The following is a 14,253-nucleotide window of genomic DNA, read 5'->3' on the forward strand; positions in this document are numbered from 1 at the left end:
GACATGAAATGCAGGCATTTGAAAAGAAAATCCTTGATTTCATTCATAAAGAAACGTTGGTGGCACAAGGTCAACGTGTCTTGGTCGCGTGCTCGGGTGGAGTCGATTCAGTAGCATTATTGCTATTCATGGCGTTATCTCGGGAAAAACTGCGAATTGAATTGGCTGCCGTCCATGTCGACCATATGCTTAGAGGTAAAGAATCTGCTGACGATGGTAAGTTTGTGAAGGGAATTTGCGATGGGCTCGGAATTCCCTTCTACGGCGGCAATGTGCCTGTCCCTTCCATCCTCCACGAGGAAGGGGGAAATGTGCAGGATATTTGCCGAACTGGCAGGTACACATTTTTCAATGAAGTGATGCGTACGGAGAACTATGATGTGCTCGCAACTGCCCATCATGCCGAAGATCAATTGGAGACTGTACTTATGCAATTGTCAAAAGGAAGCGTCCCTCTCGGCATTCCAGTGAAGCGGGAGACGGATTACGGTACGGTAATCAGGCCGTTTCTTCCTGCGATGAAGGACGAGCTTATTTCGTATGTGAAAGAACAAGGTGCTCATTTTCGGGAGGACCCGAGCAACGAAAGTGACGCCTATTTGCGGAACCGGCTCCGCCATCATGTCGCACCTATCATTTTATCGGAAAATCCATCCGCAGCCGTGAATGTCGTCAAAATGACTGCAGGATTACAGGAGGATGGAGCGCTGTTGGATAGCTTGGCGAAAGAACATTTTTCGTCGATCGTGACCTTCGACGAGGATGGGCTTCCGTCCTTTCCTACAAATAGGTTTTCAAGCATGCACACTGCTTTACAAAAGCGCTTCATTCCACTACTATTGAAGTATATTTACTACGGGGAAGGTATACCTGTAGAGTACAATGCGGCTCTTCTGAATCAAATGCATCACCACCTATCCACTAGTGAAGGAAATGTCACAATCTCCCTGCCGAAAGGATTCCGGTTCGTGAGGGAATACGGAACAGTGTCGATTGTGAAAAATGTCCAGAATCCGGATATTTCCCCTAAAATGCTCCGAAAAGGCGAATGGACAAGCTGGGGGCAAATGTTGCTATGTTGGGATGACGCGGACACTGAGGATGGGGAAGCGACCGAGCGGATGTATTTTGATTTGCCTGATTCCGATTTGCCTCTTTACGTTAGGGGCAGAATGGAAGGAGATCGTATATTGCTTCCAGGTATGGTTCAACCGAAACGTTTGTCGAGATTGTTCATTGACGAAAAAATAGGGGCCGAAAAACGGTGTACATTGCCGGTGGTCACGACCGCCCAAGGCGAAATTTGCGCCATCCCAGGCGTGCGATATGGCATCCAGTTCAAGAAATCGGAACGGGAAACGTACATATTCAAAGTGAAAGATAAGTAAAATGAAGAAGAGAGGGTAACTGATGTTACAAAAAGATATTGAAGAAGTGCTCATTACCGAAGAGCAAATCCAGGAGAAAGTCGCTGAGCTTGGTGCTGTGTTGACGGAGGATTATCAAGATAAGTTCCCCCTCGCAATCGGCGTTCTAAAGGGAGCGCTTCCGTTCATGAGTGATTTGATCAAACGGATTGACGCCTATGTTGAACTCGATTTCATGGATGTATCGAGTTATGGAAATGCAACTGTCTCGTCTGGCGAAGTGAAGATCGTCAAGGACTTGAACACAAGCGTAGAGGGCCGAGATGTATTGATTATTGAAGATATTATTGATAGCGGTAAGACGTTGAATTACTTAGTGGAACTTTTCAAATACCGGAAAGCGAAATCCATTAAAATTGTAACGTTGCTTGACAAACCAACTGGACGAAAAGTGGATTTGAAAGCGGATTATGTCGGATTCCTAGTACCTGATGCTTTCGTTGTCGGTTACGGGCTTGATTACGCAGAAAAATATAGAAATTTGCCTTATATCGGTGTATTGAAAAAGGAAATCTACTCTTTCTGAAAGCTTTTCAACAAACCTTTACAAGGGGCGGTGGAAAGCTTTTTCCATATTCGTTCGAAAGTTTGACATACTATCATCTTTGTAATTGATGCTGTAAGCATAGGCGGTAAGCGAACAATTCCGTTTTATGGACCTCGACAAGTAAGGCATTTCCTTTGTAGATTGAATCTGTTATATGATAAGATTTACAATAGTTTTCTGTTGAAAGAAATGAGGAGGCTTGGGATGAATCGTATACTTCGATACTTTCTATTATACGGATTGATCTTCCTTGCAATTATGGGGATTTTCAGTTCACTAAATAACCCGAATCCAAAGACAAAAGAGATTCGGTATGATGAATTTTATACAGCTTTGGAAAAAGGCGAGATTGAAACGATGTCGTTTCAACCGGTTCGCGACGTTCTAACCGTTGAAGGTACGATGAAAGGCTACGAAGAGGGCGAGAAATTCACGACGAATGTCCTCATGAACGATAATGCCGTCATTAATGTCATTAGTGAACTACGTACGGTTGGAGAAACAAATAACCCTCAGATCCAAATCCTGCCTGCACCAGAAACGAGTGCATGGGTAGCTTTCTTTACAGGGTTGGTTCCCTTCATCATTATCATCATCCTATTCTTCTTCCTATTGAATCAAGCGCAAGGCGGCGGTGGCGGCCGGGTAATGAACTTTGGGAAAAGCAAGGCGAAGCTCCATTCGGACGATCGCAAGAAAGTCAGATTTAATGATGTTGCAGGTGCTGATGAAGAGAAAGCCGAGCTTGAAGAAGTTGTGCATTTCTTGAAAGATTCACGTAAGTTTGCCGAACTTGGGGCACGTATTCCAAAAGGGATTCTTTTAGTTGGGCCTCCAGGAACAGGGAAGACGCTTTTGGCACGTGCTGTTGCGGGAGAAGCGGGCGTACCATTCTTCTCGATCTCCGGTTCGGATTTCGTTGAAATGTTCGTAGGGGTCGGGGCATCCCGTGTCCGCGACTTGTTTGAAAATGCGAAAAAGAATGCGCCATGTATCATCTTCATCGATGAAATTGACGCAGTCGGACGTCAACGGGGCGCTGGTCTCGGTGGTGGACATGATGAGCGCGAGCAGACATTGAACCAGCTATTAGTTGAAATGGATGGATTCGACGGAAACGAAGGAATCATTATCGTTGCCGCAACGAACCGCCCGGACATTCTTGACCCAGCACTTCTTCGTCCAGGACGTTTCGACCGTCAGATCACAGTCGGCCGTCCAGATGTCAAAGGCCGTGAAGCAGTTCTAAAAGTACATGCGCGTAATAAGCCGCTTGACGAATCAGTCAATATGAAAGCTTTGGCACAACGTACTCCAGGATTCTCCGGTGCAGACCTAGAGAACTTATTGAATGAAGCAGCTTTGGTCGCTGCTAGACGCGGCAAAGCGAAAATAGACATGGCGGATATCGATGAAGCGACGGACCGCGTAATTGCGGGACCAGCTAAAACGAGCCGTGTCATTTCCGAAAAAGAAAGAAACATCGTCGCATTCCATGAAGCGGGTCACGTCGTTGTCGGACTTATGTTGGATGACGCTGAAATTGTCCATAAAGTGACAATCGTCCCTCGCGGCCAGGCCGGCGGATACGCAGTCATGTTGCCGAAAGAGGACCGTTACTTCATGACGAAGCCTGAACTTCTCGACAAGATTGCGGGACTTCTTGGTGGACGTGTGGCGGAAGAAATCGTTCTTGGCGAAGTATCTACAGGAGCCCATAACGACTTCCAACGTGCTACAGGCATTGCGCGCTCGATGGTGACGGAATACGGAATGAGCGATAAGCTCGGACCGATGCAATTCGGTCAGGCGCAAGGCGGAAATGTCTTCCTGGGCAGAGACTTCAATTCGGAGCAGAACTACTCCGAATCGATTGCTTATGAAATTGATCAGGAAATGCAGCGCATTATCAAGGAACAATATGAGCGCACAACGAAAATCCTGACAGAGAACCGCAATTTGCTCGACTTGATTGCAACCACGCTTCTTGAAGTGGAAACGTTGGATGCGGAGCAAATCAATCACTTGAAAGACCATGGCACATTGCCGGATCGTCCGTATGATCAAAATGGAAATGGCTCTGACAAGAAAGCGGATGACGATACTGAAAAGGACACAGTACATTCAGATTCGACCGGCGCACCTTCAGATCCGTCCGTCGGAGATCTTCCGAAAGAGAACGGTGGAGATCAATCCCTTCCTCCGATCGATGAACATAGAAGAGATTGACGGTATCTCACAACTTTGAAGGATAACATTCCAGTCGACTGCTTTTTAAGGCAGTCGACTGTTTTTATTTCCCTTTGTTATGGTATGATATTTTGGAAAATGACGAATGTTAGCGAGGAAAAGATTATGATCTTAGTATTGGATACAGGAAATACGAATATTGTCCTTGGCGTCTATGATAAAGGTGAATTGAAACACCATTGGCGTATGGAAACGTATAGGCAAAAAACGGAAGATGAATACGCGATGTCTGTCAAAACGTTGTTTGCCCATGTTGGACTAGAGTTTGAAGATATTAACGGCATCATCATCTCATCTGTCGTTCCGCCGGTCATGTTCCCGCTTGAACAGATGTGCAGGAAGTATTTTAATTTACGCCCGCTGATTGTTGGACCTGGCGTCAAAACAGGGTTGAACATAAAATATGAAAATCCACGGGAAGTGGGTGCTGATCGTATTGTCAATGCTGTTGCAGCTATTCACGATTACGGTTCTCCGCTCATTGTTGTTGATTTTGGAACCGCTACGACATTCTGTTATGTGAATGAAAAAAGTGAATATATGGGTGGGTCGATCGCACCTGGCATTGGCATTTCTATGGAGGCTTTATTCGACAGGGCTTCCAAATTGCCGCGTGTTGAATTGACGCGGCCTGAACATATTATTGGCAAGAACACTGTCTCCGCGATGCAGGCAGGGATTGTTTATGGATATGTTGGACTCGTCGAGGGTATTGTTGAAAGGATGAAAGCACAGAGTAAGGTAGAGCCGACTGTCATCGCGACGGGTGGACTCGCTGAATTGATCGCGAGTGAGACGAAAGTGATTGATATCGTAGATAACTTCCTTACGTTGAAAGGGCTACATCTGATTTACGAAAGAAATGCTTGAAGGGAGCAAGAATGATGACTGATTATTTGATAAAAGCATTAGCTTTTGAAGGAACGATTCGCGCGTATGCGGTGAATTCGACAAACGCGGTGGCTGAGGCACAAAGAAAGCACCACGTTTGGCCAACAGCGACAGCTGCTTTAGGCAGAACGATGACAGCTGGACTTATGATGGGTGCGATGCTGAAAGGTGACGACAAACTGACAGTGAAAATCGAAGGGAACGGCCCGGCTGGACCTATCGTTATCGATGCGGATGCCAATGGGGATGTAAGAGGATACATTACTCATCCACATACCCATTTTGACTTGAATGAAAAAGGGAAACTGGATGTCCGACGGGCTGTCGGTACGGAAGGAATGTTGACGGTTGTTAAAGACCTTGGCTTACGGGACTTTTTCACAGGGCAAGTTCCGATTGTTTCCGGTGAAATCGCAGAAGACTTCACCCAATATTTCGTTGTATCTGAACAAGTTCCTTCAGCAGTTGCATTAGGTGTACTTGTCAATCCTGATAATACTGTTAAAGCTGCAGGAGGCTTCATCATTCAAGTGATGCCGGGAGCTACAGAAGAGACAATTAGCCTTCTTGAGAAAAAACTTGCGAACGTTGAACCGATTTCCAGTATGATTGATCGAGGCTTGACGCCGGAAGAAGTGCTCGGTGAAGTGTTAGGAAAAGAAAACGTCGAAATTCTTGAGAAAATGGATGTTGCATTCCGTTGCAATTGCTCAAAAGAGCGTTTCGGCAAAGCGATTGTCGGTCTTGGCGAGCAGGAAATCCGGGAAATGATCGATGAGGATGGCCAGGCGGAAGCACAATGTCACTTCTGCCTCGAGAAGTATGTTTTCCCAAAAGAAGAACTTGAAGGATTCATCGATGAAATACGGTCAAGGTCGTAACGTCCAAGAGACGCTTCCACAAAAACGGAGATTGAAGGCGAAGCCCCTTCTCATCCTAATCGGTATCCTTTTTGCTTGTAATGTTCTATGGTTCATCGGATGGCTCATCCCCGACAAATCGAAACAGCCTGACGAAGAGGTTGCAACGGTCGCGGGTGAGCCGATTACGAGAGCGCAATGGATGACTGCCATGGAAAAGGAAGTCGGAAGAGAAGTGCTTTTAGATCTCGTTAATAACAAAGTGATGGAAACGGCAGCAAAGAAATACGGCATCGAAGTGACGGACGAGGAAATTGAACTTGAACTTGCGCTGATCACTTCGGTGGATGGCCGTTCGCATTCGGGTTTGGATATTGAGCAAACTCGCCAAAAAATCCGGGCTAACTTGATTTTGGAAAAGGTATTATCAAATGATGTCGTCATTGACGATGCAACGGTGAAGTCTTTTTATGAGGAAAATGAATCGCTCTACAATATATTGACGGCCTATCGGACCTCGGTCATCATCGTTCCGACGAAGCAAGAGGCGGAACAGGCGATAGATGAGTTATCGAAGGGATCAAGCTTCGATGCGTTAGCAAAGGAGTTATCAATCGATCTCGCATCTGCTAGTCTCGGAGGCGATATCGGCTATATTAACGCCACGACAGAGACCGTCGATCCTGCAATCTATAAGGCAGCATCCAAACTAAAAGAAGGCAAAGTTGGGGATGCTGTTCAACTGCAGGACGGTACATATGCTATTATCCTAGTGAATGAAGTGGTGGAAGGAAGAACCTTCTCCTTTGACGAAGTGAAGGATCATATTAAGCGTGAGCTGGCAATTGAACAGCTTCCCCAAACCGTCAATCCAGAAGCGTTCTGGAAAGAATTCGATGCAACATGGTTTTATGGGAAATGAAAAAGAGCCGTCCGAAAGACCCGAAGTTTCATAGGGTTTTTCGGGCGGCTTTTAGGATTACATAGGTATAAATAGGGGAAGGATAAAATAGACATTATTGATTGACAATTATCACAATGTGGGTGTACTATTAATACAATAAAACATATCAAATAAGTAGGGATTAGGAGTGGGTAAGAATGAGTATCGTTGGAAACTCAATTGCGGACCTCGTTGGGAGAACACCACTTGTCAAGTTGAACAGACTGGCGAAACCAGACAGCGCGGACATTTATTTGAAACTAGAATACTTCAATCCAGGTTCGAGTGTTAAAGACAGAATCGCCCTCGCGATGATCGAAGCGGCGGAAAAATCCGGAGATTTGAAAGAAGGCAGCACGATCATTGAGCCGACAAGCGGAAATACGGGCATCGGTCTTGCGATGATTGCGGCCGCGAAAGGATATAAGGCAGTCCTCGTGATGCCGGATACGATGAGTTTAGAGCGTCGGAATTTGTTGCGTGCTTACGGGGCAGACCTTGTCCTTACTCCTGGTGCGGAAGGGATGAAAGGGGCTATCGGAAAAGCAGAAGAACTTGCTGAGGAGAATGGCTGGTTCATGCCGCAGCAATTCAATAACGAAGCGAATCCTGAAGTGCACCGTTTGACGACGGGACCCGAAATTGCCGATGCCCTTGATCGGGTTGACGCATTCGTTTCGGGTATTGGTACGGGTGGTACAATTACGGGAGCAGGCAGCGTATTGAAAGAGCGCTTCCCGGAAGTACAGATTATCGCGGTAGAACCAACTGATTCACCAGTCCTTTCAGGTGGGCAGCCTGGACCACATAAAATCCAAGGAATCGGAGCTGGCTTCGTCCCGAAAGTACTCGATACGGATATTTACAATGAAATCATCCAAGTGACGAATGACGAGGCATATGAGACGGCAAGAAGAGCTGCTCGGGAAGAGGGCATCTTGGGCGGAGTCTCCTCAGGAGCAGCGATTTTCGCAGCGCTTCAAGTGGCTGAAAGACTTGGGAAAGGCAAAAAAGTAGTTGCCGTTCTACCATCAAACGGCGAACGCTACTTAAGTACCCCGCTTTATCAGTTTGAAGAGGATTAAGAGAATAATTGTTTGAGGAGGGAGCTGATGAGGCTCTCTTTTTTGTTTCTATTAGTAGCGTGAATGGCACTTTACACGTTAAGATAACTATATTATCTACGAGTTGGGGGAAAACGAAATGGATAGATTGCATCCTACTTATACGAAAACAAGCATGACGAAGGAGCAATTTTTTTACGCATATAAAGAGCTTGCAAAGACTACGGAACAGCATGTTTTGCTTGAAAGCGGGCGCACAGGGAAGCTATGCATCGCGGGAATCGACCCACTTGTGACGCTGACTAGCAAGAAGGATCACTCATTGGAAATTGAATGGCGTGACGGTACGAAGGAAGTGAAGGAAGGCGATCCTCTGGAACTTGTATCTGCATTCGTCCAATCGATGGAAATGGAAAATATGGAGGAGCTGCCGGACTTCCAAGGGGGAGCTATCGGCTTTATCAGCTATGATTACTCACGGTCGTACGAGCCCATTCCTGAAATAGCTGTGGATGACTTGGAGACGCCGGACATTTTCTTTTATTTGTTTGATCGTTGGGCAGTCCTTGATCTGGAGACTGAAACGGCCTATTTCATGACACTTCCTAGACGTGGGCTTGATGCGGCAGATGTGGAAAAGGAATGGATGGAAGAAGCTGAAGTCGGTATCGGGAAGCGTGTCCATTCGCCAGGTGACAGCGCAATTGATTATACAAGACCTGAAAATGTCGAAGTATCCGTGACCGGTCCGCAATTCGAACAGATGGTGCGCGATGTCCAGCGTTATATAGCGAATGGGGATGTCAACCAAGTCAACCTAACCGTGAGGCAATCGAAGGAACTATCCGCTGACCCGCTGTCGATGTACGAAGCATTGCGATCTTTTAATCCATCACCCTATATGGCATCAATTGGAGCAAAGGAATTCGCTGTCGTTTCTGGCTCTCCCGAACTACTCCTGAAAAAGCGGGGAACGGAATTGAGTACGCGTCCGATCGGCGGAACGAGGCCGAGAGGGGTAACAGAACATGAGGATCAAGCGCTTGAGACGGAATTGCTCTCCAATGAAAAGGAGAAAGGCGAGCATATCATGCTTGTCGAACAGGAACTAGAGGATTTTGGACATGTGTGTATCCCTGAAACGGTGGAAACAGATGAATTCATGGTCATAGAGAAGTATTCGCACGTCATGCACCTCGTTTCAAACGTAAGAGGGACAGCTTCCCCCGAGTTATCGAATGCTGCCATTATTAAAGGAGTGTTCCCGGGCGGTTCGATTACAGGTTCCCCGAAACTGCGTACGATGGAAATCATTGAAGAATTAGAGCCGACACGGAGAGGACTATATACGGGATCGATCGGATGGATCGGCTTCAACGGCGATATGGAATTGAATATCGTCATTCGAACAGCCTATATAAAGGACGGAGTGGCGCATATTCAAGCAGGTGCTGGCCTCGTTGCGGACTCCAATCCAGAAGCTGAATACGTGGAATCGTTGAATAAGGCGAGGGCGCTTTGGCAGGCAAAGGAGATGGCCGAAGCAGTAGAATCAAAGGTGTGAAAAGGAGGTCGCCTTCATGTGCTGTTGGATGAATGGTCAATATGAACAGGCAGACGAATTGCGCATTTCCCCGTTCGATCATGGGTTTTTATATGGAGCAGGTTTTTTTGAAACGTTCCGGACGTATGATGGACATGTGTTTTTATTCGAAGAACATATGGAAAGACTTCGTGCAGCCTTACATGAATACCGAATTGTAATGCCTTATTCGGATGAAGAGATCTTGGAAGCGGTATATGGGTTATACATTCGTTCAGGAGAACGTGATGGATACTACCGGTTGAATGTGTCTGCAGGCGTACATGATATCGGTTTGGCCCCTTCCGAATACAGGTCGCCGAATGTGATTTTGTTCCGGAAAGAGTTGGCATTGGCGCCGAGGGGGACGGAAAAGAAGGCTGTCTGGCTGGAGACGGAAAGGAATCTCCCGGAAAGCAGCGTCCGTCACAAGTCGCATAACTTCCTGAACAATGTGCGTGGGCGTATGGAGCTTTCATCTTTAAAAGATCTGGAAGGGATATTCCTTACAGCGCATGGACATGTTGCTGAAGGGGTGACGTCGAATGTGTTTTGGGTGAAGGATGAAGCGTTATACACGCCCTCTGTAGACACGGGAATCCTGCCTGGAATTACACGTGCTTTTCTATTGGAACTTGGGGAAAAGTTAGGGATGGACGTACATATCGGGTTGTTTCCGAAAAATGATGTCGAGCAGGCAGATGAAGTGTTCGTAACAAATGCTGTCCAAGAGCTCGTTCCCCTTTCTGCGGTAGGCGACCGGTTGCTGCCCGGATCATCAGGGGTTTACTATCAAAAATTGCATCGTCTATACGTTCAGGCGATAGATGAGATAAAGGAAGGGTAAAGTCATGGAATTATCGAAAGCGAAAGAGATCTACCGTTTAGGGAATACCGAATTTGACTTTAAGAGGGAGACGGCTGTCATGGGCATTTTGAATGTCACGCCGGATTCCTTCTCAGACGGAGGCAAATACGGACAAGTGGATGCAGCGTTGAAGCGTGCGGAAGAGATGCTTCGGAAAGGCGCGAAAATCATCGATATCGGCGGCGAGTCGACTCGACCTGGGCATGAACCGGTCTCGCTTGAAATGGAGTTGTCGCGTACGATTCCGGTTATCGAGGCGTTGGTTCGGGAATTGGACTGCGTCATTTCAATTGATACATATAAAGCGGACGTAGCGGAAGCCGCATTGAAAGCGGGCGCTAAGATCGTCAATGACGTATGGGGCGCGAAACGCGAGCCGAGGATTGCGGAAGTGGCAGCAGAGCACAGAGCGCCGATCATCCTTATGCACAATCGGGAAAAAGCCGAATATGAAGGGCCTTTCATGGATGAAATGATTGCGGATCTGGAAGAAAGCGTGGAAATCGCACGTAAGGCAGGTGTACCGGAAAGCAACATTTGGCTAGATCCAGGTGTCGGCTTTGCAAAATCGACGGCTCAGAACGTATTGGCGATGCAAGGACTTCGCCGTATTTCTGACATGGGTTATCCGCTACTGCTTGCGACTTCGCGGAAAAGAGTGATCGGCAACATTTTGGATTTGCCGGTAGATGAGCGGATGGAAGGGACCGGTGCAACAGTTTGCTATGGCATTGAGCACGGTTGTCATATGGTCCGCGTTCATGATGTGAAAGAGATATCTCGTATGGTGAAGATGATGGACGTTCTGACAGGCAAAGCGGAATTGAACGTCGACTGATCGGGAACTGGAGGGTGTAAAGTTGGATTATATTCATTTGAATGAAATGGAGTTTTACGGCTATCATGGTGCTTTGGAAGAAGAGAATGTCCTTGGCCAACGCTTTCGGGCCAATGTATCGCTTGCAGTCGATTTGGCTGAGGCGGGCGCAACCGATGATTTACAAAAGACGGTCAATTATGCGGAAGTGTTTGAAGTTTGCCGTTCTATAGTCGAAGGGGAGCCCAAAAAACTGATTGAAGCGGTCGCAGAAGAGATTGCGCGTCTCATTTTGCAGAGGTTCGCTGCGCAAGTCCGGGGTGTCCGTGTCGTCTTGATCAAACCGGATCCGCCAATCCGGGGACATTACGCTTCGGTCTCCGTGGATATTACGAGAGGGGACTTTTCATGAATACGGCTTACATATCTCTCGGCTCCAATATTGAAGATCGGCTGCAGCATCTTACGGAGGCGATTCACGCACTTCATTCCCATCAACAAATCGAAGTGACGAAGGTGTCATCGATCTATGAAACAGCGCCAGTCGGCTATACGGATCAAGCAGACTTCCTGAATTTAGCCGTCTGCGTGAAAACTTCATTGAACCCGTATGAACTATTAGCAGCATGCCAAGATATCGAGAACGGTTTAGGTCGAGTCCGGGAAGTCAGATGGGGTCCCCGGACTGTCGACCTTGACATTTTACTGTATAATAACGACAATATTGAAGCGGAGAACTTAATTGTGCCGCATCCGAGAATGGGTGAACGGGCTTTTGTTCTTGTACCCTTGTTGGAAATTGCACCTACCATCGAACATCCTGTTTCGGGAACTCCTTTTTCGGTTGCCGATGAGAACGGTGTTGTACTATGGAAGAAAATCGAGAAAGTCGGAGAGTTACTTTGATTTGGCAGATGGCCGGCTTTATCCTATGAAGCAACGATGCGAGCCTCCATTATAGTGGCGGCTTTTTTTACATAAAGAGTTTGTGTACAATAGGAACATGCCATCCGGCGTGAGGGATAACTAAGAAGGAGTGAATGAAATGTCCCATTTGGATGAATTGAACGATCAGCTTTTGGTGAGACGCCAGAAGATGGAGGAATTGCGGGAGAGCGGTTTAGACCCGTTCGGCGCGCGATTCGAGCGGACGCATCTATCCAATGAAATCCATGAGGCTTATGAAAGCCTCTCAAAAGAGGAATTGGATGAAATCGTACATGAAGTGAAAATTGCAGGACGTATCATGACAAAGCGAGGCAAAGGGAAAGCAGGGTTTGCCCATATCCAGGACCTCGGCGGCCAGATTCAAATTTACGTCCGTCAAGATGCGGTCGGCGAAGAAGCATACGGTCAATTTGACCATGCAGATTTAGGGGATATCGTCGGGATCAAAGGAAACGTCTTTAAAACGAAAGTTGGCGAACTTTCCATTAAGGTGACTGAATTCACGTTTCTGACAAAAGCGCTCCGTCCATTGCCGGATAAATTCCATGGTTTGAAGGATATCGAGCAACGTTATCGCCAAAGATATCTTGATTTGATCATGTCAGAGGAAAGTAAAGAGACATTCATCACAAGAAGCCGCATCATCCAATCGATGCGTCGCTATTTGGATGACCAAGGGTACCTCGAAGTAGAAACACCGATGCTCCATTCAATAGCAGGAGGAGCGACAGCCCGTCCATTCATTACTCACCATAACGCTTTGGACATGACACTCTATATGCGCATAGCGATTGAGCTTCATTTGAAGCGCCTCATTGTCGGAGGACTTGAAAAGGTTTATGAAATCGGACGTGTTTTCCGTAATGAAGGGATTTCCACGAGACATAACCCTGAATTTACAATGATAGAACTATATGAAGCTTATGCGGACTATAAGGACATCATGGAACTAACGGAAAATATGATTGCTTATATCGCACAAGATGTCCTTGGAACGACTAAGGTGACATACGGGGAAGACGTCATCGATCTTTCTCCAGGCTGGAAACGTCTGCATATGGCGGATGCTGTGAAGGAATATACAGGTGTAGACTTCTGGAAGCAAATGACGAAGGAAGAGGCCCATGCACTTGCAAAAGAGCATGGCGTCGAAGTGGCAAGCATGATGGAAGTCGGTCACGTATTGAATGAATTCTTCGAGCAAAAAGTTGAAGAGCAACTTGTCCAGCCGACATTTATTTACGGCCATCCGGTTGAAATCTCGCCACTTGCGAAGAAAAATCCGGAAGACGAGCGCTTCACAGATCGTTTTGAATTGTTCATTGTGCGTCGTGAACACGCAAATGCATTCACTGAATTGAACGATCCGATCGATCAGCGTTCTCGTTTCGAAGCGCAGTTGATTGAAAAAGAGCAAGGCAACGACGAGGCGCATGAAATGGATGAAGACTTTATAGAAGCACTTGAGTACGGACTTCCTCCAACAGGTGGTCTAGGCATAGGCATTGACCGTCTTGTAATGCTGTTGACGAATGCCCAATCAATTCGCGATATACTTCTGTTCCCACAAATGAGACCTAAAGAGTAATCTTGGGAAAATGCCGTGCAATCATGTTCTAACAATGATTGCACGGTTTTTGTTTTCGAGTGAGACGACTAGTTGAAACTTTCTTTGAAAAAAGTATTGCAATCAAATAGACAAGCTGATATAGTAAATAACGTTGCGTTTCCGGTAAGTGAGTAACTGCTCCAACAACTTAAAAGTTTTTCGAAAAAAGTTGTTGACATCGGAATTGTGATTGTGATATTATATAAGAGTTGCTTCTGAACGAAGTGACCGACAATGAACCTTGAAAACTGAACAGCAAAACGTCAACAAATAAAGTCTCGAAGCCGACCCCGTCGGTGGACAGACAAAACGAATCTTCGGATTCGAAATTGACATCTTAAATGATGCCAGCAAGAAACTCGAGCTACTCGAATTTCTCTATTATGGAGAGTTTGATCCTGGCTCAGGACGAACGCTGGCGGCGTGCCTAATACATGCAAGTCGAGC

The 14,253-nt window shown here is 46.6% G+C and carries 13 protein-coding genes and 1 rRNA gene; all 14 read left to right on the forward strand.

The features are described from left to right. Nucleotides 1-8: 8 nt before the first annotated feature. Nucleotides 9-1,388 carry a tRNA lysidine(34) synthetase TilS gene (tilS, locus tag MHZ92_RS19330; RefSeq protein WP_239433350.1) on the forward strand — a complete coding sequence of 460 codons (1,380 nt, stop codon included), beginning with the start codon at nucleotides 9-11 and terminating at the stop codon, nucleotides 1,386-1,388. 22 nt (nucleotides 1,389-1,410) lie between these two features. Continuing rightward, a complete protein-coding gene (gene hpt, locus MHZ92_RS19335) occupies nucleotides 1,411-1,953 on the forward strand; it encodes a hypoxanthine phosphoribosyltransferase (RefSeq protein WP_239433351.1) in 543 nt (180 codons plus the stop codon). Nucleotides 1,954-2,178: 225 nt separating this feature from the next. Further along, complete coding sequence (gene ftsH / locus MHZ92_RS19340; protein WP_239433352.1) at nucleotides 2,179-4,203, forward strand: ATP-dependent zinc metalloprotease FtsH; 2,025 nt, start codon at nucleotides 2,179-2,181, stop codon at nucleotides 4,201-4,203. A 126-nt stretch (nucleotides 4,204-4,329) separates the two neighbouring features. Continuing rightward, nucleotides 4,330-5,094: a type III pantothenate kinase gene (locus MHZ92_RS19345; RefSeq protein ID WP_239433365.1), complete on the forward strand. Its 765-nt coding sequence runs from the start codon at nucleotides 4,330-4,332 to the stop codon at nucleotides 5,092-5,094. A 14-nt stretch (nucleotides 5,095-5,108) separates the two neighbouring features. Further along, nucleotides 5,109-5,996: an Hsp33 family molecular chaperone HslO gene (gene hslO, locus MHZ92_RS19350; RefSeq protein WP_239433353.1), complete on the forward strand. Its 888-nt coding sequence runs from the start codon at nucleotides 5,109-5,111 to the stop codon at nucleotides 5,994-5,996. Further along, entirely contained in the window at nucleotides 5,974-6,897 is a 924-nt protein-coding gene (locus MHZ92_RS19355) for a peptidyl-prolyl cis-trans isomerase (RefSeq protein ID WP_239433354.1), read from the forward strand. Before hslO ends, MHZ92_RS19355 begins: the two co-directional genes overlap by 23 nt. Before the next feature lie 179 nt (nucleotides 6,898-7,076). Further along, nucleotides 7,077-8,003 carry a cysteine synthase A gene (cysK, locus tag MHZ92_RS19360; RefSeq protein WP_239433355.1) on the forward strand — a complete coding sequence of 309 codons (927 nt, stop codon included), beginning with the start codon at nucleotides 7,077-7,079 and terminating at the stop codon, nucleotides 8,001-8,003. 118 nt (nucleotides 8,004-8,121) lie between these two features. Next, a complete protein-coding gene (locus MHZ92_RS19365; RefSeq protein WP_239433356.1) occupies nucleotides 8,122-9,546 on the forward strand; it encodes an anthranilate synthase component I family protein in 1,425 nt (474 codons plus the stop codon). Nucleotides 9,547-9,562: 16 nt separating this feature from the next. After that, entirely contained in the window at nucleotides 9,563-10,411 is an 849-nt protein-coding gene (gene pabC / locus MHZ92_RS19370; RefSeq protein ID WP_239433357.1) for an aminodeoxychorismate lyase, read from the forward strand. A gap of 4 nt (nucleotides 10,412-10,415) precedes the next feature. Continuing rightward, entirely contained in the window at nucleotides 10,416-11,270 is an 855-nt protein-coding gene (gene folP / locus MHZ92_RS19375) for a dihydropteroate synthase (RefSeq protein WP_239433358.1), read from the forward strand. A gap of 22 nt (nucleotides 11,271-11,292) precedes the next feature. Next, nucleotides 11,293-11,661, forward strand: coding sequence for a dihydroneopterin aldolase (gene folB, locus MHZ92_RS19380; RefSeq protein ID WP_239433359.1), 369 nt, complete (start codon nucleotides 11,293-11,295; stop codon nucleotides 11,659-11,661). Next, nucleotides 11,658-12,155 (forward strand): 2-amino-4-hydroxy-6-hydroxymethyldihydropteridine diphosphokinase, encoded by a 498-nt coding sequence (gene folK / locus MHZ92_RS19385; protein ID WP_239433360.1) that lies wholly within the window; start codon nucleotides 11,658-11,660, stop codon nucleotides 12,153-12,155. Before folB ends, folK begins: the two co-directional genes overlap by 4 nt. A 139-nt stretch (nucleotides 12,156-12,294) precedes the next feature. Continuing rightward, nucleotides 12,295-13,785 (forward strand): lysine--tRNA ligase, encoded by a 1,491-nt coding sequence (lysS, locus tag MHZ92_RS19390; protein ID WP_239433361.1) that lies wholly within the window; start codon nucleotides 12,295-12,297, stop codon nucleotides 13,783-13,785. 401 nt (nucleotides 13,786-14,186) lie between these two features. Beyond that, nucleotides 14,187-14,253 (forward strand): 16S ribosomal RNA (locus MHZ92_RS19395); the annotation flags it as partial.

This window comes from Sporosarcina sp. ACRSL, from assembly GCF_022346605.1.
Lineage (GTDB): Bacteria > Bacillota > Bacilli > Bacillales_A > Planococcaceae > Sporosarcina.

Excerpts from the sequence above, each read along its gene's own strand:
- lysS (WP_239433361.1), top strand. The coding sequence starts at position 12,295 with ATGTCCCATTTGGATGAATTGAACGATCAGCTTTTGGTGAGACGCCAG.
- ftsH (WP_239433352.1), top strand. The coding sequence starts at position 2,179 with ATGAATCGTATACTTCGATACTTTCTATTATACGGATTGATCTTCCTT.
- pabC (WP_239433357.1), top strand. The coding sequence starts at position 9,563 with ATGTGCTGTTGGATGAATGGTCAATATGAACAGGCAGACGAATTGCGC.
- hslO (WP_239433353.1), top strand. The coding sequence starts at position 5,109 with ATGACTGATTATTTGATAAAAGCATTAGCTTTTGAAGGAACGATTCGC.
- folP (WP_239433358.1), top strand. The coding sequence starts at position 10,416 with ATGGAATTATCGAAAGCGAAAGAGATCTACCGTTTAGGGAATACCGAA.
- hpt (WP_239433351.1), top strand. The coding sequence starts at position 1,411 with ATGTTACAAAAAGATATTGAAGAAGTGCTCATTACCGAAGAGCAAATC.
- tilS (WP_239433350.1), top strand. The coding sequence starts at position 9 with ATGCAGGCATTTGAAAAGAAAATCCTTGATTTCATTCATAAAGAAACG.
- cysK (WP_239433355.1), top strand. The coding sequence starts at position 7,077 with ATGAGTATCGTTGGAAACTCAATTGCGGACCTCGTTGGGAGAACACCA.
- MHZ92_RS19355 (WP_239433354.1), top strand. The coding sequence starts at position 5,974 with ATGAAATACGGTCAAGGTCGTAACGTCCAAGAGACGCTTCCACAAAAA.
- MHZ92_RS19345 (WP_239433365.1), top strand. The coding sequence starts at position 4,330 with ATGATCTTAGTATTGGATACAGGAAATACGAATATTGTCCTTGGCGTC.
- MHZ92_RS19365 (WP_239433356.1), top strand. The coding sequence starts at position 8,122 with ATGGATAGATTGCATCCTACTTATACGAAAACAAGCATGACGAAGGAG.
- folK (WP_239433360.1), top strand. The coding sequence starts at position 11,658 with ATGAATACGGCTTACATATCTCTCGGCTCCAATATTGAAGATCGGCTG.